19 protein-coding genes and 2 tRNA genes are annotated in these 20,128 nt (G+C 27.9%); all 21 read left to right on the top strand.

Annotation, left to right across the window (positions count from 1 at the left end; all coding sequences use genetic code 4):
* Nucleotides 1-354 (top strand): hypothetical protein, encoded by a 354-nt coding sequence (locus MCOLE_RS02675; protein ID WP_041356903.1) that lies wholly within the window; start codon nucleotides 1-3, stop codon nucleotides 352-354.
* 16 nt (nucleotides 355-370) lie between these two features.
* Complete coding sequence (locus MCOLE_RS02670; RefSeq protein ID WP_100671219.1) at nucleotides 371-1,306, top strand: ROK family protein; 936 nt, start codon at nucleotides 371-373, stop codon at nucleotides 1,304-1,306.
* 254 nt (nucleotides 1,307-1,560) lie between these two features.
* Nucleotides 1,561-4,218: a magnesium-translocating P-type ATPase gene (mgtA, locus tag MCOLE_RS02665; RefSeq protein ID WP_100671217.1), complete on the top strand. Its 2,658-nt coding sequence runs from the start codon at nucleotides 1,561-1,563 to the stop codon at nucleotides 4,216-4,218.
* Nucleotides 4,219-4,272: 54 nt separating this feature from the next.
* Nucleotides 4,273-4,692 carry a tRNA (adenosine(37)-N6)-threonylcarbamoyltransferase complex ATPase subunit type 1 TsaE gene (tsaE, locus tag MCOLE_RS02660; RefSeq protein WP_100671215.1) on the top strand — a complete coding sequence of 140 codons (420 nt, stop codon included), beginning with the start codon at nucleotides 4,273-4,275 and terminating at the stop codon, nucleotides 4,690-4,692.
* A 1-nt stretch (nucleotide 4,693) separates the two neighbouring features.
* A complete protein-coding gene (gene tsaB, locus MCOLE_RS02655) occupies nucleotides 4,694-5,260 on the top strand; it encodes a tRNA (adenosine(37)-N6)-threonylcarbamoyltransferase complex dimerization subunit type 1 TsaB (RefSeq protein WP_100671213.1) in 567 nt (188 codons plus the stop codon).
* A 91-nt stretch (nucleotides 5,261-5,351) separates the two neighbouring features.
* Nucleotides 5,352-5,804 carry a 50S ribosomal protein L13 gene (gene rplM, locus MCOLE_RS02650; protein ID WP_011183391.1) on the top strand — a complete coding sequence of 151 codons (453 nt, stop codon included), beginning with the start codon at nucleotides 5,352-5,354 and terminating at the stop codon, nucleotides 5,802-5,804.
* Complete coding sequence (gene rpsI, locus MCOLE_RS02645) at nucleotides 5,804-6,199, top strand: 30S ribosomal protein S9 (RefSeq protein ID WP_011183390.1); 396 nt, start codon at nucleotides 5,804-5,806, stop codon at nucleotides 6,197-6,199. Before rplM ends, rpsI begins: the two co-directional genes overlap by 1 nt.
* 113 nt (nucleotides 6,200-6,312) lie before the next feature.
* Nucleotides 6,313-6,389: transfer RNA gene (locus MCOLE_RS02640), tRNA-Ile, on the top strand.
* Nucleotides 6,390-6,485: 96 nt separating this feature from the next.
* Nucleotides 6,486-8,891, top strand: a complete 2,406-nt coding sequence (leuS, locus tag MCOLE_RS02635) for a leucine--tRNA ligase (RefSeq protein WP_100671211.1) — start codon at nucleotides 6,486-6,488, stop codon at nucleotides 8,889-8,891.
* Between the two features lie 80 nt (nucleotides 8,892-8,971).
* Nucleotides 8,972-10,657 (top strand): hypothetical protein, encoded by a 1,686-nt coding sequence (locus MCOLE_RS02630; protein ID WP_100671209.1) that lies wholly within the window; start codon nucleotides 8,972-8,974, stop codon nucleotides 10,655-10,657.
* A gap of 116 nt (nucleotides 10,658-10,773) precedes the next feature.
* Nucleotides 10,774-11,718, top strand: a complete 945-nt coding sequence (locus MCOLE_RS02625; protein ID WP_100671207.1) for a DHH family phosphoesterase — start codon at nucleotides 10,774-10,776, stop codon at nucleotides 11,716-11,718.
* A gap of 41 nt (nucleotides 11,719-11,759) precedes the next feature.
* Entirely contained in the window at nucleotides 11,760-12,164 is a 405-nt protein-coding gene (locus MCOLE_RS02620; protein ID WP_100671205.1) for a PH domain-containing protein, read from the top strand.
* Nucleotides 12,165-12,174: 10 nt separating this feature from the next.
* A complete protein-coding gene (gene tsaD / locus MCOLE_RS02615; protein ID WP_100671203.1) occupies nucleotides 12,175-13,128 on the top strand; it encodes a tRNA (adenosine(37)-N6)-threonylcarbamoyltransferase complex transferase subunit TsaD in 954 nt (317 codons plus the stop codon).
* Between the two features lie 68 nt (nucleotides 13,129-13,196).
* Nucleotides 13,197-13,979, top strand: coding sequence for a MurR/RpiR family transcriptional regulator (locus tag MCOLE_RS02610; RefSeq protein WP_100671201.1), 783 nt, complete (start codon nucleotides 13,197-13,199; stop codon nucleotides 13,977-13,979).
* Between the two features lie 87 nt (nucleotides 13,980-14,066).
* Nucleotides 14,067-15,137, top strand: a complete 1,071-nt coding sequence (locus MCOLE_RS02605) for an alpha/beta hydrolase family protein (protein WP_208612156.1) — start codon at nucleotides 14,067-14,069, stop codon at nucleotides 15,135-15,137.
* A gap of 4 nt (nucleotides 15,138-15,141) precedes the next feature.
* Nucleotides 15,142-15,990 carry an HAD family hydrolase gene (locus tag MCOLE_RS02600; RefSeq protein ID WP_100671197.1) on the top strand — a complete coding sequence of 283 codons (849 nt, stop codon included), beginning with the start codon at nucleotides 15,142-15,144 and terminating at the stop codon, nucleotides 15,988-15,990.
* 1 nt (nucleotide 15,991) lies between these two features.
* Complete coding sequence (gene asnS, locus MCOLE_RS02595; RefSeq protein ID WP_100671195.1) at nucleotides 15,992-17,356, top strand: asparagine--tRNA ligase; 1,365 nt, start codon at nucleotides 15,992-15,994, stop codon at nucleotides 17,354-17,356.
* Between the two features lie 92 nt (nucleotides 17,357-17,448).
* The gene (gene ffh / locus MCOLE_RS02590; RefSeq protein ID WP_100671193.1) at nucleotides 17,449-18,801 is read left to right on the top strand and encodes a signal recognition particle protein; all 1,353 of its coding nucleotides are present in this window, start codon (nucleotides 17,449-17,451) and stop codon (nucleotides 18,799-18,801) included.
* A 12-nt stretch (nucleotides 18,802-18,813) separates the two neighbouring features.
* The gene (locus tag MCOLE_RS02585) at nucleotides 18,814-19,281 is read left to right on the top strand and encodes a 23S rRNA (pseudouridine(1915)-N(3))-methyltransferase RlmH (protein ID WP_100671191.1); all 468 of its coding nucleotides are present in this window, start codon (nucleotides 18,814-18,816) and stop codon (nucleotides 19,279-19,281) included.
* 49 nt (nucleotides 19,282-19,330) lie between these two features.
* A tRNA-Ser gene (locus MCOLE_RS02580) sits at nucleotides 19,331-19,420 on the top strand.
* A 91-nt stretch (nucleotides 19,421-19,511) separates the two neighbouring features.
* Nucleotides 19,512-20,126: a hypothetical protein gene (locus MCOLE_RS02575; RefSeq protein WP_167373853.1), complete on the top strand. Its 615-nt coding sequence runs from the start codon at nucleotides 19,512-19,514 to the stop codon at nucleotides 20,124-20,126.
* Nucleotides 20,127-20,128: the final 2 nt, after the last annotated feature.

Genomic DNA, 20,128 nt, shown 5'->3' with positions numbered 1-20,128 from the left:
ATGAGATATAATGATCGTGAAAAGGCAAGATTTTCGCTTAATTCAAGTATTGCAGTTTTCATTGTTTCAACTTTACTTTTTATAATTAGTTGTATTTATATTGGGGTTGTAAAACAGTTTCCTTTTTGATGAATATTACCTTGTATAGTTTTTATCCAAACTATAGTAAGTGCATTGTACTGCTGACAAGCTATATATAAGATTGATATATATGGAAGTTATTTAAATGAAAAATCAATGAAAACAATGTTTATTTTAATAATATTTGAGCTATTAACACTAAATATTTTTGCTTTCATGTATGGAATTTACACATATAGAAAAATTTATTTAAGTACAAGACACATATTATAAAATTAGGAGAAATAAAATGATACTAAATATTGACTTAGGTGGAAATTCAGCTAAATGCGCACTTATTGAAAACTTTGAAATAAAAAGTAAGTTTTTTGTTGAAACACCAAAATTTGAAATAATTGAAAATTTAAAGAAAATGATAGATATTTATTTTAAAGAAAATGGTTATAAATGAGAAAATGTTGAAGCAATATCTTTTTCTGTACCTGGTGCATATGATAAAAAAACTGAAATTATTGTTTTTGCAGGTAATTTAAATTGATGAAACTACCCTCTTTTAAAAGAAGCAAGAAGAATATTTAATTTTGAAAAAATATTTATTTTAAATGATGCCAATGCAGCAACTTATGGTGAATGAAAAAAAGGTCAAGATGGTATACCAGAATCTATGATGCTGTTCACTTTAGGAACTGGAGTTGGTCATGGTTTAATTTTAAATAAACAAATTTGAGAAGGAACTAAAAAAGGATACGCAAGTGAAGGTGGCCATGGTGGTTGTTTCGCTGATGAAGAATTGCTTTGCTCATGCGGTGTTTATGGTTGTTTAGAAGCAAGAAGTAGTGCTACAGGTATAGAGCGTGAACTTAATAAAGCTGATAACAAGAACTACATTGAATCAAAATTAGGAAAAGAATTTAAAACAATTAAAATTATTGATATTGTTGAATTGTTCAATAATGAAGATCCAGTTATTATAAATATATTTAAAGAGTGTTTGATGCCATTATCAAAAGCCGTTGGATATTTACAAACCGTTTTAGATGTTGACAAAGTAATCATTGGAGGTGGACCTTCAAATTTAGGCAAAAGAATATCTGAAATAATTTTTGAAAATTTAAAAAAATACACTTTAAAATCATTTTATGAAGACATGGTTATAGAAATAGCTAAGCTTGGTAATGACGCAGGAATTTGAGGAGCTTATTACTGAGCTTTAGAAAATATTTAATAATTAATTTACTATTCAAATAAGAAGTTCATTTTTCTTTGAATAGTTTTTAATTTGATTATTATAAATATAAAGTTTTTTTATGCATTTTACTTTTTATGCTATAATCTAAAAGAAAATGAAAGAGGTGATTTTATGAGTATTCCATCCCAGAGTTTATTTAATGGATTAAATTTTATTGAGAGTGCTTTTAAATCACTAATTTTTAATCGTTAAAATTTTAGTATTTAGGCATTCATAGAAAAGGAAAATTTATGAAAAGACTAAAGAAATTAAACAATAATACAAAAATTGAATTAATCAATTACGTAGACTCTGATAATAATAAATTACTAAAACAATTTGAAATAAATAGTTTTGGTTTAAACGACGAACAAGTTGAAATAAATAGAGAAAAATTCGGTGGGAAAGAATTAAAACCAGCAAGATTTAATGTCTTCCTTGTATTTGCTAAATCATTTTTTTCACCATTTAATGTTATTTTAATGGTGATTGATGCATTTAACTTTTATGAATATGTTAGTGATCCAAATACATTTTCACTTGTAGCTGCTATTATTGTGCTAATTATGATTTTAGCTAGTGGAACAATGGCATTCATTCAAGAAATTAGATCTCATTTAGTTATTAAAAGAATGATAACTGAGAATAAAAAAACATCAAAAGTTATAAGAAATATTTCATACAACTATAAATCAGTAGATAACGCTAATTCAATTAGAATGATTAAAGAAGCCGAAGTTATTGAAAATGATGAGTTAGTTCCAGGAGATGTTATCTATTTAGTAAACGGAGATATTATTCCAGCTGACGTTAGAATTATTTGATCAAATAATTTATATGTTAACCAATCATCTTTAACTGGTGAAAGTTTCCCAGTACAAAAAAAAGATTTACATGATAAAGAATTTGAATCTCACTTAAGTTATGAAAATATAGGTTACATGGGAACAGAAGTAATGTCTGGAAGTGGATTGGCAATTGTTGTTGCAACTGGACAAAATACCTATTTCTCATTAATTGATAACAAAGTTAAAGAAAAAAGAAAAAGCTCTTCATTTGAAAAGGGAATTAAAAGAATCACATTATACTTAATTGCCTTTATGGTTGCTGTAATTCCTGTTGTTTTATTAATCTCAGGTTTACAACAAGGAGATTGAGTTAAAGGTGCAATGTTTACTATTGCTATTGCTGTAGGTATAACACCAGAAATGCTACCAATTATTGTAACTTCAAACTTAACAAGAGGATACAAACAAATTGAAAAAAATGGTGAAATGATTGTTAAGAATTTAAATTCAGTACAAAACATAGGTGCTATTGATATTTTATGTACAGATAAAACAGGAACTATTACAAGTGGTGAAATTAGTTTAAATAAAGTAACCGGAGTTAATGGTGAAAAATCAGAATTTTTAGAAAATGTTTTATATTTAAATAGTTATTTCCAATCAGGATTTCAAAATCCTATTGATAGTGCTGTTTTATCATCAAAAATTAAGAAACCTGATGTAGATGACTATACCAAAGAATGAGAAATACCTTTTGACTTTGAAAGAAAGATTTTATCTGTGATTTTAACTAGTAAAAAAGATAAAGAAATCTTTACAAAGGGTGCTGTAGAAGAAGTTTTAAAAGTATGTAATAGAATTTCTATTAATGGAAAAATAGAAAAATTAGATGCTAAGTTAAAGAAAATGATTTTGAAAAAAACTCATGAATTAAATATTGAAGGTTATCGAGTGATCGGTATAGCTCATAATGTTTTACATGACGAAGACGTTGAAGAAGAACTAATTTTTTATGGATTTGGTACTTTCTTTGATAAACCTAAAAAAACCTCAAAAAAATTAATTAAAAATTTAGCATCAAAAGGAATTTCAACAAAGGTTCTTACTGGTGATAATGAAATTATTACAAGAGCAATCTGTAAAAATGTTGACTTTGAAATAACTAAATTATTTTCTGGTGCAGAAATTGAAGCTATGGATGATAGACAATTACACAAAGCTGTTGTTGAAGCTAATGTATTCGTAAAATTATCACCAATTCATAAATCAACAATTATTGCAGCTTTACAAGCGCAAGGGCATGTAGTTGGTTTCATGGGAGATGGAATTAATGATGCTCCAGTTCTTAGAGAATCTGATGTAGCTATTTCATTTAGTGAAGCATCAAATATTGCTCAAGATGCAGCTGATATGATCTTAACAAGTGAATCATTAATGGCTATTGAAAATGCTGTTATTGAAGGGCGTAAAAGTTTAGCTAATATGCTTAAATACATTAAAGTAACAGTTGCATCAAACTTTGGTAATGTTATTTCTGTTATTGTTGCACTATTCTTGACTGAAGAACAGCCAATGTTAGCACTTCACTTGCTGTTGCAAAATTTATTATATGACTTTGTAATGTTTGCTCTAGTTTTTGATAATGTTGATGAAGAGTTTTTACAAAAACCAAGACCGTTTACAACAAAAAATATAATATGGTTCGCAGTTATAAATGGACCTATAAGTTCTATATTTGATATATCAACATTCTTAGTTTTAATATTTGGATACCATTTAGTAGCATTCCAAGGAGGCGCAGAAACTGAACATACAAGAATGCAATTCCATGCTTCTTGATTCGTTGTTGGATTAATGACTCAAACAGCTGTAATGCAAGTATACAGAACTGAAAAAACACCGTTTATACAATCTAAATGTTCAATGTCAATGTTGATAGCAACTATTGTAATTTGTTTAGCTGCTATATTGATTCCATTTACACCAATTAATCAATTGGTTCAAATGTCAACACCACACTGATCATTTATATTTGTAGCATTGGGATTTGTTGGAACTTACATCCTTCTAGCTCAATTAGTTAAAAAACTATACATCAAAAAATTTAAAGAATGATTATAAATACCTTTAATAGGTATTTTTTTATATAATTTAATAATGAAAGAGGTGATTTTAATGATTATTAAAAACATTAATGAAACTAAAGAATTAGCCATTAAAATCGCTGATGAACTAAAAAGCGTTAATGGTGAAGTTTATTTATTATTAACAGGTGATCTTGGTGCAGGTAAAACAACTTTAACAAAGCAATTAATTAAATCATTGGGAGTTGAAGAAAATGTAACATCCCCAACTTTTAATATTTTGAATCAATATGAAACTACTAATAATTTCGTCATAAATCATATGGATGCATATCGATTAGACAAACAATCAAATATTGAAATGTTTTTAGAAGAATTTGATAACAATATTAACATTATTGAATGATGAACAAATTTAAATTATGACTTTGATGAATTTAAAAATATAAAAATTGAAATATTGGTAATTGATGAAAACACCAGAGAAATTAAAATAGAAAGAAATTATTAAGATGAAATTGTTTATAGATACATGTAATTGAAAATTAGTTTTAATACTAAAAAAAGATGATCAGATAATCGACAGTCTAATATTGCCTGACACTAAAAAGGTTAGTGATATAGCATTATCTACTATCACTAAGTTATTAAGCAAAAATAATTTAAAAATTAATGATATTCAAGAATTTTATTTAACTAATGGTCCTGGTAGTTATACTGGTGTTAGGGTTGGCTTAACAATTGTTAAAACTTTAAAAACTTTAAATAATGAAATCAAAGTGTATTTAATGAATTCATTAGCATTTCAAGCAGCAAATGATCAAGCTATTTCAATATTAGATGCTAGAGGAAATAAATATTATATTGGAGTATATGAAAATCAAAAGTCTTTAATAGAAGAAACAGTTGTTAACTTATCTGAATTAGATGATATTAAAAAAACTTATAATGACTTTATAATTAAAAAAGATAATGAATCTTTAGATTATATTCAAACATTTAACTTATTAGAAAAAAAATTTAGATTAGTTGATGAAATTGAAGAAATTTTACCTTTATATATAAAAAATTTCATTTAGGAATTTAAATTTACAAACAAATGTATTATAATATTTTTGCTTACTACATTTATAAGACCCCGGACAAGTCAAATAAGAGGAGAAAAAGCACATGAAACAAACAACATTAATTGCTGCAAAAGATATCAAAAAAAATTGATATATTGTTGATGCAGCAGGACAAAATGTGGGGAGATTATCTACAGAAGTAGCTAGAATCTTAAGAGGTAAACATAAAGTTGACTTCACACCTCACATGAACAATGGTGATCACGTTATCATCATTAACGCTGAGAAAGTATTATTTACTGGTAAAAAAGAATCAGATAAAACATACTACCACCACTCAATGCACCCAGGTGGACTAAGAAGAAGAACTGTAGCAGTTCAAAGAGAATTAGATGCAACTAAAATTTTAGAACGTTCAATTCGTTTGATGTTACCAAAAAATGTACAAGGAAGAAATCAATTTAGAGCATTACACGTATTTGTTGGTGAAAACCACCCTTACGCAGCTCAAAAACCAGAAGTTTTAACATTCGTAAAAAAAGGAGATAACAAATAATGGCAGAAAAAGTTATTTATAGAGGAACTGGAAGAAGAAAAACTTCTGTAGCTCAAGTTATCTTAACTCCTGGAAAAGGAAACATCATTGTTAATGGTGTTCCTGCATTAGAATTCTTCCCATATCCAACATTAGTTCAAGACTTAGAACAACCACTTGTAGCAACTGGAACAGAAAAAGATTTTGATATCACTGTTACAGTTAAAGGTGGAGGATTTACTGGTCAAGCTGGAGCAACTCGTTTAGGAATTGCTAGAGCATTATTAGTTGCTAGTGAAGATTACCGTAAAGGGTTAAGAGCTGTTGGGTTACTAACACGTGATGCACGTATTAAAGAACGTAAAAAATACGGTCTTCGTGGAGCACGTAGAGCACCTCAATACTCAAAACGTTAATTATATATTTTCAGCAAAATATATGAAAAGACAGTCAGTGCTGTCTTTTTTTATTTTTTTATTCACTTTTCTATTGACTTAATATTGTAAAAATAATACAATATTTTTGTTTTCGGAATATAGCTCAGCTGGTTAGAGCACTCCGCTGATAACGGAGAGGTCGTTGGTTCAAGTCCAATTATTCCGACCATTAGATATCACAAGTAATAATCATTTGATTATTACTTTTTTTATTTTTTAAAAAATAGTAAAATTAATAATAGTTTATATTTATAAGGAGTTTAAAATGGAATTTTCACATAAAGCGATCGAAAAGAAATGAAAAAAATATTGAGAAGAAAATAATACAAACAAAACAACTAATACATCAGATAAAAAATCATATGTATTAGATATGTTCCCATACCCAAGTGGAGCAGGTATTCATGTTGGTCACGTTAAAGGATATACTGCAACTGATGTTTTTTCTCGTTATAAAAGAATGAATGGATATGATGTTTTACATCCAATGGGTTGAGATGCCTTTGGATTACCAGCAGAACAATATGCATTAAAAACAGGTAATGATCCAATTGATTTCACTTTAGAAAATATTAAAACATTTAAACGCCAATTAAAAATGATGGGATTTAGTTATGACTTTGATAAAGAAATTTCAACAGCTAACCCAAACTACTACAAAATAACTCAATGAATATTTAATCAACTGTATAAAAAAGGTTTAGCAGAAAATCGTGATGTTGAAGTTAACTGATGTCAAGAATTAGGAACTGTTCTAGCTAATGATGAAATTATTGAAAAAGATGGATTAATGGTTAGTGAACGTGGAGAACATCCAGTAACTAAACGTAAAATGCGTCAATGAGTTTTAAAAATTACAGAATATGCTGATCGTTTATTAGAAGGATTAGATGAACTAGAATGAAATAGTTCAATTAAAGATTTACAAAGAAATTGAATTGGTAAATCAACTGGTGTTGAATTAGACTTTTTAGTTAATGATATTAAAGTTCCTGTCTTCACTACCAGAATAGATACTATTTATGGAGTTAGTTATATTGTTTTAGCTCCAGAACATGAACAAGTATTAAATATTACAACTGCTGAACAATTAAGTGAAGTTCAAACTTATATTGAACTAGCAAAAAACAAATCAGAGATTGATCGTAAAGATGAATCAAAACCAAAAACTGGAGTATTCACTGGAAGTTATGCAATTAATCCTCACACTGGTGAGTTAGTTCAAGTATGAGTAAGTGATTATGTATTAGCCAACTATGGAACTGGTGCTGTTATGGCTGTGCCTGCTCATGATAAAAGAGATTGAGAGTTTGCAACTAAATTTAACTTAGAGAAAAAATTTGTCATTGAAAGCAAAACTGATGAAAAAGCTTTTGTTGGAGAAGGTAAAATTATCAACTCAGACATTCTAAATGGAATGGATAAAAAACAAGCTATTGAAACTATGACAAAAATTGCTGTTGAACAAGGTTGAGGAAGAGAACAAACAAACTATAAACTAAGAGACTGATTATTCTCACGTCAAAGATTTTATGGTGAACCATTCCCAGTCTTATATGAACCAAACCAAGAAATTACTTTAATTGAAGATTTACCAGTAGAACTACCAAGAATTACAAACATTAAACCAAGTGGTACTGGAGAATCACCATTAGCTAATGTTGAAGAATGAGTTAATGTAGAAATTAATGGTGTTAAATACAGAAGAGAAACAAATACAATGCCTCAATCTGCAGGATCAAGTTGATATTACTTAGCTTATATCTTAGCTGATGGAGAAAATGAATTTATTGACATTGATAGTGCAGAAGCTAAAAAACGTTTTGAAAAATGAATGCCAGTTGATTTATATGTTGGTGGACAAGAACATGCAGTTGGTCATTTGCTATATGCAAGATTTTGAAACTATGTATTATATGATCTAGGAATTACTTCAGTTAAAGAACCATTTAAACAATTATTCAATCAAGGAATGATTTTAGGACCAGATGGTAGAAAAATGTCTAAGTCATGAGGAAATGTAATTAATCCTGATGATATTGTTTCAACACATGGTGCTGATAGTTTAAGATTATATGAAATGTTCATGGGGCCATTAGATGCTTCTTTACCATGAAGTGAAGATGGTTTAGATTCTGCTTTAAAATGAATTCATAGAGCTTATAGAATGGTTGTTTCTACTGAACTAACTGATGTAAATGATACTAAATTAGACTTTGTTTATAATGATGTAGTTAAAAATGTAAGTGAAATGATTGAATCATTAAAATTTAATACAGCAATATCACAATTAATGATATTTGTTAATGCAGTTTATAAACATGAAGGACCAGTATATCGTCCTTACATTGAAGGGTTTGTAAAAATGCTAAGTATTTATGCTCCATTCATTGGAGAAGAATTATGAGAAAAACTAGGACATGCTCCTTCAATTACAAAACAAGCTTGACCAGTCTTTGATCCAAGTAAATTAGTTTCAAACACAGTTGTTATTGCTTTACAAATTAATGGTAAATTAAGAGCTACTATTGAAGTAGAAAAAGGAACTATTAAAGATAAATTATTAGAATTAGCTAAGAAACACGAGAATATTATTAGCTATATTAAGGATAAAGAAATTATTAATGAGATTGCTGTTGTTGATAGAATTGTTAACATTGTAATTAAATAAGGGTGCAAAAAAACAAAAAATCAGTATTGACACTGATTTTTTTGTTATAATATTTTGGTTAAAAGAAAGGAATAGAGAAAATGAGAAAAACAGTTAGATTAGTTATTTTATTACTAGTTGTTGCAGTTATTTACTTTGGTTACTCAGCTTGAATTGATTCAGTTGCTATTTACAACATTGGTGCAGTTCAATTAGGATCAGGTACAAACTGAAACAAAACTTTAGATGAATTGTTAGCTGTAGCAGGAATTACAGGCTCAACTGCTATTGACGATATGTTAAAAGCAGCAGGATCAACATTACAAGCTAAAGATCTTTTAGTTATGGTTCCAGTAGGGCCAGGCACAAAAGATGCATTCTTAACTTCAAGTGCATTTACACTTGGGGGAGCTACAAATGTAGAATTTGTTAAAATTCTTATTAATGCTGCTAACGCAAACGGTGGGAATTATACATTAAACGGATTTATGGCGGCTAACTCATTACTAAAAACATTATTGGATCCATTCAAAATGATTTTAGTTGGGGGAGTATTTGCAATGTTCGTACCATTAACAAAACAATTATTATTTGGAACAGTTATTGGAATGAAATCATACATGAAAAACCGTCAGTCAAACGTTTTATACAACTACCAAAAAACAATTTCATTTACTGAAGGATTACAAGTTAAATTAGCAGAAGGAAACTTTGATGCAGTTAAAGCTGATTATGCAGCATATTCAGGATTGGCCTTCAAACCAGAATTCTTAAACATTATGATGGATGAAATTTGTTCAGTACTTATCAAAGAAGGAGACTTAACAGTTTTTGCTGAAGCAGCAAAAGTTGTTACAGAATCAATCAAAGAAATGTATGAAAAAGAAAGAAGACGTTCAATCAATGGTCGTGGAGATGAATTATTCTTCGACTTAAAACGTGGATATGAATACTGTGCAACAGGTTCAAAATACTCAATTGCTTATCACAAAGCATTACAAGATAAAGCCGATAACAATTTAGGATGAAAAATTTATAGTCTAGAAATCTTCAAATTCAACTTCTTCTTAGTTGCAATGTTTATACCAGCAGTTATTATTTCAGCATTTGTTGGTGGATTAATTAATGGATTAGTTTCTAATTTAACAGGTGATGTAAGAACATTAGCTGTAGCAGCTACATTCTTCGTTTCTTGAGTAATTTTAACTATTATTGCTCATTCATTAATGATCTTCAGAAATGAACAATACAAAAACATCAAAAATATTTTAGTTAAACCAGCTATTATTTTCTACTCATTATACGTATTAACTTTCATTACAATTTCAGCAGGAATTGTTGGTGTATCAAAAGTTAACATCGTTGCTCCAGGATCATCATCTCAAATTTGAGTTTGATTCTCAGCAGTAGCTTACTTAGTATTATCAACAAGTTTAATATTCTATGTAATTGCTACATTAGTAGATAGCTTTAAACAACACAAAACATTATCTAAAAAATTATTAGTTGATGGAATCATTTTACCAATGATCGCATGAACTATCGCTACTGTTTCAAACTTTATGGCTTTATATGGACCAGATGGACATAGCTTACAAAGCATTTTCTCAGCAATTAATGGAGTTACTTTAGTTGGATTCTGAATTTACTTATCAATTTCAAGTTTCTTAATCAACAACTTAATTTCACCAAACATGGCTAGAGAATTACGTAAAGCAGTTGAAGCAGATGCATTAAAAATTGCAAAAACAAAAAAATCTACAAAATCTACAAAAGCAGCTAAATAATTAGCTCTTTAATATTAATAAAAATTAGTAATTCCGTAAGGGATTGCTTTTTTTGTTGTAAAATAAAATGTTCTATCAAATAGTTGGTAAAATATTAATAATATAAAAGGAGATTTATGACAATTTATAAACAAATAAAAGAAGTTATTGAAAAATATGACAAGATAATTATTTTAAGACATATTGTTCCAGATGGAGATGCTTATGGTTCACAATTAGGATTAAAAGAATTAATTAAAACAAATTACCCAAATAAGGAAGTTTATGCATTTGGTGAAGAAATTGGATATTTAAAACATGCTGGAACACCTGATGTTTTTACAGACGAAGCAATATTTAAGGACGCATTAGTAATTGTTACTGATTGTGGTAATGTTGAAAGAATTGATAATCAAAATTATGATAAGGGTGCATTTTTACTAAAAATTGATCACCACCCAGATGCAACACCATATGGAGATCTATCATGAGTTGATGTAAATTATACAAGTGCAAGTGAAATGGTTGGAGATTTAGCTGTTAATAATAACTGAGAAATAACACCAGTTGCAGCTAGAGTAATTTATCATGGTATTTGTACTGATAGTGGAAGATTTTTATTTGGGGGAATAACACCGAGAACTTTTGAAGTATGTGCTAGATTAATTGAAACTGGTTTTGATGTTTTTGAAATGTATAAAACAATGTACAAACGTTCATTCCCGGTTTTAGCTTTACAATCAGAGTTAATAGCATCAGCTAAAGTAACTGATCATAAAGTTGGATATGTTATCTTAACTGATGAGTTAATGAAAAAATATAATTTAAGTTATGATGAAAATGGTAAATTTTCAAACTTATTAAAAGATATTGAAGGAATTGACATTTGAATTACTTTCTCAATCAGAGAGGACGGAAAATGAAGAGTTGAATTCCGTTCAAATGGTATTGCTGTTAATGAATTAGCTGTTAAATGAGGTGGAGGTGGTCACAAAATGGCTGCTGGAGCAATCATTAACAACTTAGATGAAGCAATGCAAATTGTTGAAGATGCAAATCAAATAATAATTGATAATGAATAGACCACATATAATGTGGTTTTTTTATTTGTTATAATCTATTTATGGACAACAAAGAATACTTAAGTAAATTAGGAATTTACAATTTTGATAAATATGAATTAATAAATAAAAAAGAATTTCATGAAGTTGAAAAATATTTTTTATCTGATGAATTCGTTATAGATATTATTGTGGGAGAAATAAATGCTTTTGCACATATGGTTTTACTAACAAACAAAAGACTATTTACAATAAGCAAGTTTATTCAAACAGCAAGTCAAATTAAACAATATGGCTTAGAACAAATAGAAGATGTAAAATTAGGTGTACTTGGTGATATTGCAGATCTAACTATGATTTTCAAAAACGGAAATATCTTTAAAATTGACTATTTACATACACAAGATGCACAAAAATTTGGTTATAACATTTCAAAAATGTATGAAGAATTTATTAAATCGTTATAAGGAGAAAACAATGAAAATATTAGCTATTGAATCAAGTTGTGATGAATTTTCAATTTCAGTTATTAAAGATGGAACAATATTAACTAATATTATTTCTTCTCAAATTGAACAACATGTTAATTTTGGTGGTGTTGTACCTGAATTAGCTGCAAGATTACATTTGGAAAATATATCTTGAGTAATCAAATCTGCACTTGAATCTTCAAATACAAAAATTGAAGAAATTGATCATGTTGCATATACTGAAAAACCTGGTTTAATAGGTTCTTTAATCATAGGTAAATTAGTTGCTGAAACTATCGCTAGTTATATTGATAAACCATTAATGCCATTACATCATATTGAAGGACATATTTATGGAGCTTCAATTGAAAATGAGTTTGTTTATCCAGTACTAGCTATGGTTGTTAGTGGAGGACATACGCAAATTGAAATCGTTAACTCACCTAATGAATTTGAGGTGATAGGTGCAACTCTTGATGATGCTATTGGTGAATGTTATGACAAGGTAGCTAGAGTAATGGGATTAGGCTATCCTGGTGGACCAAAAATTGACAAATTGGCTCAAAAAGGAAATAAAGAAGCTTTTATATTTCCTATATCTAAAAATGATGATAGTTATGACTTTTCATATTCAGGCTTAAAAACAGCAGTTATTAATATTATTCATAATTTAACTCAAAAAGGTGAAGAAATACCAGTCGCAGATATTGCTGCTAGTTTTCAATATGCAGCAACAAAAATAGTTGAGAAAAAACTAGAAAAAGCAATTATTCAATTTAAGCCAAAAACATTAACAGTAGCTGGTGGTGTTAGTGCTAATAGTGAAATTAGAAACATAATAATGTCATTAGGAAAAAAATATAATATATCAAACACATTTGTTCCAAAGATGGAATATTGTACAGATAATGCAGCAATGATAGCAAAATTGGCATATGAAAAATTGAAAATTAGTAATTAATTTCCAAAAAATGATAAAATATAATAAATAATTAAACAAATGCAAAATTTATAAAAAACGGAGGAAATATGAGATCTTTTTTAGCAAAATTATCAACAATTGAGGAAAATAATTTAACTACACGTGAATTAATTATTGTTGATTACATTAAAACCAATTCAAAACAAATAGTAGAAGAAAACATTAAGATTGATGAATTAGCAAGACGTGCAAAAACAGGGTTTAGTGCAATTTATAACTTATTGAAAAAAATGAATATTGATGGATATAGAGACTTCATGATTTGTTTAGCAAACGATGTTGAACATGCAGAATTAAATATTGCAAAAAATGATGAAAATGTAGCTAATGGATACATTAATTTAATTAAGCAAAACTATACTTTAATTAAGAAAGCTAATTTAGTTAAAACAATTAATTTAATTGATTCTTCTCCAAGAATTATTGTTTGTTACTGAGAAGCAGTATTAAGAGGACCAGCAATGGATCTTTCAAACTTTTTCTATAATCAAGGTTTAAACGTAACTTTATTAGACTCTGACTGAGATTCAATTAACAATAGAATCAAAAATACTCAAACAAATGATTTATACATTTTTGTAACAAAATATGGAACATCAACTCACTTAGCAAAAGTTATTGAAGCAATTAAAAAACAAAAAGGTAAATCAATCTTTATTTCTGGTAAGGTGCCTTCAAAAGATGTTGAATTAAATGCAAGTTTAGTTCATACATTAATTGTTGATGGTGTTGAAATTAATGATGATAATGTTTTAATTTCAAAATCATTACCTTTCCATTACTTTAATGATTTATTAATTTACCATTACTTAAATAGTGAAAAAAAATAAGGAGATTAATGTATGTCCAAGGTAAGTATAAAAAAGCATAAAAAGTATAGATCAAAATTAGGTACTAAAATATTTAAAAGAGTTAATTTGCGATTTAAACTTTTTTATAAACTTTTAGAAACAACAATGGGTCAAACAAATAAAAACAAATATTATTATCCTGAATTAAGACGTATGAATAAAATTATGCGTAAATTCTATAAAACTCCTCAATTACAATTAAAAGCTACAGATAATTTAATCCCTTTTAATTTTGAAACTGAAGACGGTGTGATTATTTCAGGAATGAAGTACATTACTGATCCAAATTCTAAAAAATGAGTTGTTTCATTACATTGATTTGCTGGACATAAATATTGAGCTTTATTTGAAGCTAGACCATTCATTGAATTAGGTTATAACATTTTGGTATTTGATTTTAGAAACCATGGTGATTCAGAAAATACTGACTTTGTTACTATGGGAGCTAGTGAAGTTAAGGACTTTAGAGCTGCTATGAAATGATTATATGAAAACCACAAACCAGAAACAATAGGCTTAATTGGTATGAGTATGGGTGGATTTACAATGCAATATGGTATTGTAAAATACAATGAAGAATTTTCTAAATATAATATTAAATGAGCAATTTCAGATTCTTACTACGGAAGTATTAAAACGCTTTTAGTTCATACAAGAAATGTTTGATTGAAAAATCTTGTAAGTTATAAAAAAGTTGGTAAATCTATTAATAAAATTATTAAAAATCAAATTCAGGATACTGATTTGGATTGAAATGATTTAGATGTTTTTAAATACTATGAATCAGACTTGAAAATGATTTTTCCAATGTTTTTAATGCATTGTAGAAATGATAATGTAACTCCATTTGATGATTCAATGAGACTATTTGTTAAAAGATCAGTTCATTCCAGAGACGATGAAATTTTAATATATGATTACTCTTCTCATTGTTTATCATTAAAGCATCATTATTACCAAACAGTGTATCGTTGATTAATGTTTGAAAACAAAATAATGAAAGACGATGAAGCAACAGAAAGAGCGTTAAAAAGTTTAGGTATTAGCTCAGAAATTATTGATAATAATTTCTTAGAAAAATATGAAGTTAATACCTTCTATGTAAATTCAACAAAAAATAAGAAAAAGGGAAAGTAAATAAATGAAATTAACTAATATTAAATTAATTGCAACAGATTTAGATGGAACTATTTTAGAACATGGAAAAATTTCAAATCAATTCGATTTAGAAATGTTAAAAAAAGTTTCTGAGCAAGGTGTTCATGTAGCGGTAGTTACAGGGCAAGGTTGATCAAGTGGATCAGTTAGAGCTAAAATGTTTGATGTAGATAAGCATTCAAATATTTCAATTTTTTCAAATGGTTCTGTTATTTCAAGAGTATCATCATTTGAACCAACTTATTGTGAAACAATTGATATTGAGTTAGTTAAAGAATTTATGCAAAAAATGTTTGAATTAAACATTCCTACATTAGCATATACAAAAATACCAGCTCATGCTTATTGAAATAAACTTGATATTAATGTTAAGTCTTTAAAGGAAAGAAACTGAGTTGATAAATATGATATAGAAGCAGTTGATGTTGAAACATTTGAAAATTATCAAGATGTAATTCAATTTATGATATTTGTTGAGGAACAAGAAGAAGCTGCTATGCTTGAATGATTTGAAACAACTAATAAATCCACAGTCTTGAATAAAATGAGAAGTAATGTAGAGTCAACACCAATTTACGAGTTTATAAATGTAAACGCAAGTAAAGGTAATGGTGTATTAAAATTAGCGGAGCTATTAAATGTTAAATTAGATGAAATTTTAATTTTCGGAGATAACATGAATGACATTAGCATGTTTGAAGTTATTCCAAATTCAGTTGCAATGGGTAATTCAGTACCTGCAATTAAAAAAATAGCTAAATATGAAACTGATACTAACCTAAACGGTGGTGTTGGTAAATTTATAGAAAAATATGTATTAAAAGGAGAATAATATGGACATTAAATTTTTATATGATAACCATGAAACTTTAAAAGAACAAAAAGTAACAATTATTGGTAGAGTTAGATCAAATCGACAAGGTAAAGCAGTTAGCTTTATGGTTTTAAATGACGGAACAGTTTTAAATGACTTACAAGTTGTTTACAAACCAGAAACAATTGGTTTTGAAGATGGTACTAAAGCTAGAGTTAGTTCAATTGTTGAAATTGAAGGTATTCTAATTCCAACTCCAACAAGACCACAACCATTTGAAATTAATGCGACATCAGTTGTTTTATTAGATCAAGCGGTTGAAGATTACCCGCTACAAAAAAAAGAACATTCTCCTGAATTTTTAAGAGAAATTTCGCATTTAAGAGCAAGAACAAAAACTTTCCAAGCAATTTTTAGAATTCGTTCAACAGCTGCTTTTGCAATTCACAAATTCTTTCAAGAAAATAATTATGTTTATGTAACTACACCAATCATTACATCAAATGATGCTGAAGGTGCAGGAGAACAATTTGTTGTAACTGTTAATGAAGATAAGGATTATGCAAATGATTTCTTTGGTAAGAAAGCTAGTTTAACTGTTTCAGGGCAATTAAACGGTGAATCATTTGCTCAAGCATTTAAAAACATTTATACATTTGGTCCTACTTTTAGAGCTGAAAACTCACATACAACAAAACATGCTTCAGAATTCTGAATGATTGAACCAGAAGTGGCATTTGCTGATATTAATGACAATATTCAATTAATGCAAGATATGTTAAAAAGTGTTGTTGGCTATGTTTTAGAAAAAAACATGACTGAATTAGAATTCTTACAAGAACAATTAGAACCAGGATTAATTGATAAAATAACTGGTATAGTAAATGCTGAATTCAAAGTTAATACATATGAAGAAGTTTTAGAAACTTTACATAAAGCTATTGAAAATGGTCACAAATTTGAAGAAAACAACATTCAATTTGGACTAGACTTAGGTACAGAACATGAAAGATTTATTTGTGAAGAAGTAAATAAGTGTCCAACATTTGTTATTAACTATCCAAAAGATATAAAATCATTCTATATGAAACAAAATGATGATGGTAAAACAGTTGCTGCTGTAGATTTACTAGTTCCTGGAATTGGTGAATTATGTGGTGGAAGTGAACGTGAAGCCAACTTAGATAAAATTCTTGAAAGATGTGAATTCTATGGCATTAATCCTGAAGAATTAGACTGATATATTGGATTAAGAAAATATGGATTTTACAAATCAGCTGGATTTGGTTTAGGATTTGAAAGATTAATTATGTACATTACAGGTGCTTCAAATATTAGAGATGTTATTCCATTCCCAAGAACACCAAAAACATTATTATACTAATTCAATAATAATTCAAAAAATGCCATTAGGCATTTTTATTTTGAATATTAAGTTTGGTATAATAAATAAAGATTAAAACTGGAGGTATGCATATGGCATTTGGAGATTTTTTAACTAAACGAATGAAAAAATCAATGGAGAAAAATATCAAAAAATCTACATTGACTGAAGAAAATATTCAAGAAACACTTCGTGAAATACGATTAGCTTTATTAGAAGCTGACGTTAACGTTGAAGTTGTAAAAGAATTAATTAGTAAAATAAAAGAAAAAACAGTAGGTGAATATATTCAAGAAGGTGTTACATCACACCAACAAATGTTGAAAATAGTTCATGAAGAATTAATTAATATTTTAGGAACTGAAAAAGCACCTTTAAACCTTTCTAAAAAGCCTTCTGTTATTATGATGGTTGGTTTACAAGGTTCAGGGAAAACTACTTCATCATCTAAATTAGCACATTTCTTAGCTAAAAAAGAAACTAAGAAACCTTTATTAGTAGGGTTAGATATCTACAGACCAGGGGCTATTGATCAATTAGTTGAATTAGGTAATAAAAATAATATCCCAGTTTTTGAACAAGGAAAACAATCACCATTGAAAACAGCAAAACAAGCATTAGAATTTGCTGAAAAAAATGGGCATGATGTTGTTATTTTAGATACTGCTGGACGTTTACAAATTGATAAAGAATTAATGAATGAATTAAATGACTTAAGAAAACTAACATCACCAAATGAAACTTTATTAGTTGTTGATGGAATGATTGGTCAAGAAATTATTAATGTAACTAATGAATTTAACAATCAATTAAAATTAACAGGGGTTATTGTAACTAAATTAGATGGAGATGCTCGTGGGGGAGCTACATTATCAATTAGATACATGACTAAATTACCAATTAAATTTATTGGTGAAGGAGAGGGTGTTTCTGCACTTGCTCCATTCTATCCAAAAAGAATGGCTGATAGAATTCTTGGAATGGGTGATATTGAAACTCTTTTTGAAAAAGTTGTTGATAATATTGATGAACGTTCAATGCAAAAAACCATGAAACGTATGTTTATGGGTCAATTTGATTTGGAAGATTTAAGAAATCAATTAGTTCAAGTATCAAAAATGGGGAACATTGGTGGAATCATGAAAATGATGCCTGGTGCTAAAATTTCAGAAAATCAAATAACTGATGCACAAAGAAAATTAGTTGTATTTTCAATTTTAATGGATTCAATGACATTAAAAGAAAGAAGAGAACCTAAATTATTAAAATCATTGACTAGAAAAAATAGAATTATTAGTGGATCAGGGCGTACTGAAAAGGAATTAAATGAATTAATTAACTCATTTGAAAAAGGTAAAAAACAAGTTCTTGAAATGGCTAAAATGATGAAAAGTGGACGTATGCCAGGAATGCCTGGAATGGGTAAAGGAGGATTTGGTTTTTAATCAAATCGTCTAATGAATATTAAAATAATTTGTTTTGGTAAATTAGATAAAAAATTCTTTATTGATTCATTTAATGAATACGCAAACAGAATTTCCAAATATGCTAATTTACAAGTTATTGAACTTAAAGAAGAATATCAAAAAGAAGATATTGTGAATAAAAATATTAATTCTGATTTATTATTAGAAAAATTAAAAGCATTTTCTGATCATGAAATAATTTGTATGGACGTTAGTTCCAAAAATTATTCAACAGAAGAATTTACATCAATCATTGAAAACAATAAGAATTTAAAACAAGCAAAAATTGCATTTATTATAGGGCCAAGTGATGGTTATAGTGATAAATTTTTAGCACAAAATTTTAAAAAAGTTTCTTTTGGAAACATTACATTACCCCACCAGTTATTTAGAGTTATATTGGCAGAACAAATATATCGTGCCTTTAAAATAATGAATAATGAAAAATATCATAAATAATTTTTTGAATATGTTGCACTTAATTGTTATAATAATTAAGTGTATTAATGGGTTAATACTCAAGTTGGTGAAGAGGACACCCTGCTAAGGTGTTAGGTCGGTTTCCGGCGCAAGAGTTCGAGTCTCTTTTAACCCGCCAGTAAAAATAATGAAGCTACCTTAATAGGTGGCTTTTTTATATCAAAAATTGTTAAAAAATTATATAATATTATATAGTCTGGGGTGGTATAGTGAAATGAAATAAAAAATCATTTAAGGATAAATTATTTTTTTGAAGAGCTGACAAAGACGATATTTTAAATGAAAATGAATTAGATAACTTTTTTAAGTCATTATTCGTTAATGCTGGTTCTGAAAAAGAAATAGTTTTAGACTTAATTAAAAAAAGAGGAATCAAAAGTTTTTTATTTTATACTGACGTTAGAAACATCGGATATATTTTAAAAAATGGAATACAACCAACCCAAGAAATAGATTTAAATAAAGATGAAAATTATCATGTATGAGGTTATCATCAAAAACAAGACTCAAGTAACTTAGACTTTGATATTTCATCAAGAGCTCATTTTTGAAAATGATCACGTGATGCAGCAATTGACACTAGCAAGTTTTGTGTTATTGGAATAGACCCAGAAAAATTAGCAAAAACCACAACAAAGGATTGAATCTTTGATAGATCATTTGGAATGATTAATATTATTGAAACAATACACTTTGATACAATCAAATGAATTCTAATAAGAGATGAACAATATTATAATTATGCTAATAACATTATTAAAGAATTAGGATTAGAAATAAAATTATATTTAAGTCATGATGGCTTAGTAAAAGTAGGAGAGTAGAA

It is taken from the genome of Mesoplasma coleopterae (genome assembly GCF_002804245.1).
GTDB lineage: Bacteria > Bacillota_I > Bacilli_A > Mycoplasmatales > Mycoplasmataceae > Mesoplasma > Mesoplasma coleopterae.
Note: the sequence above shows the minus strand (reverse complement) of the source record. Positions and strands in the feature narration are given on the sequence as shown.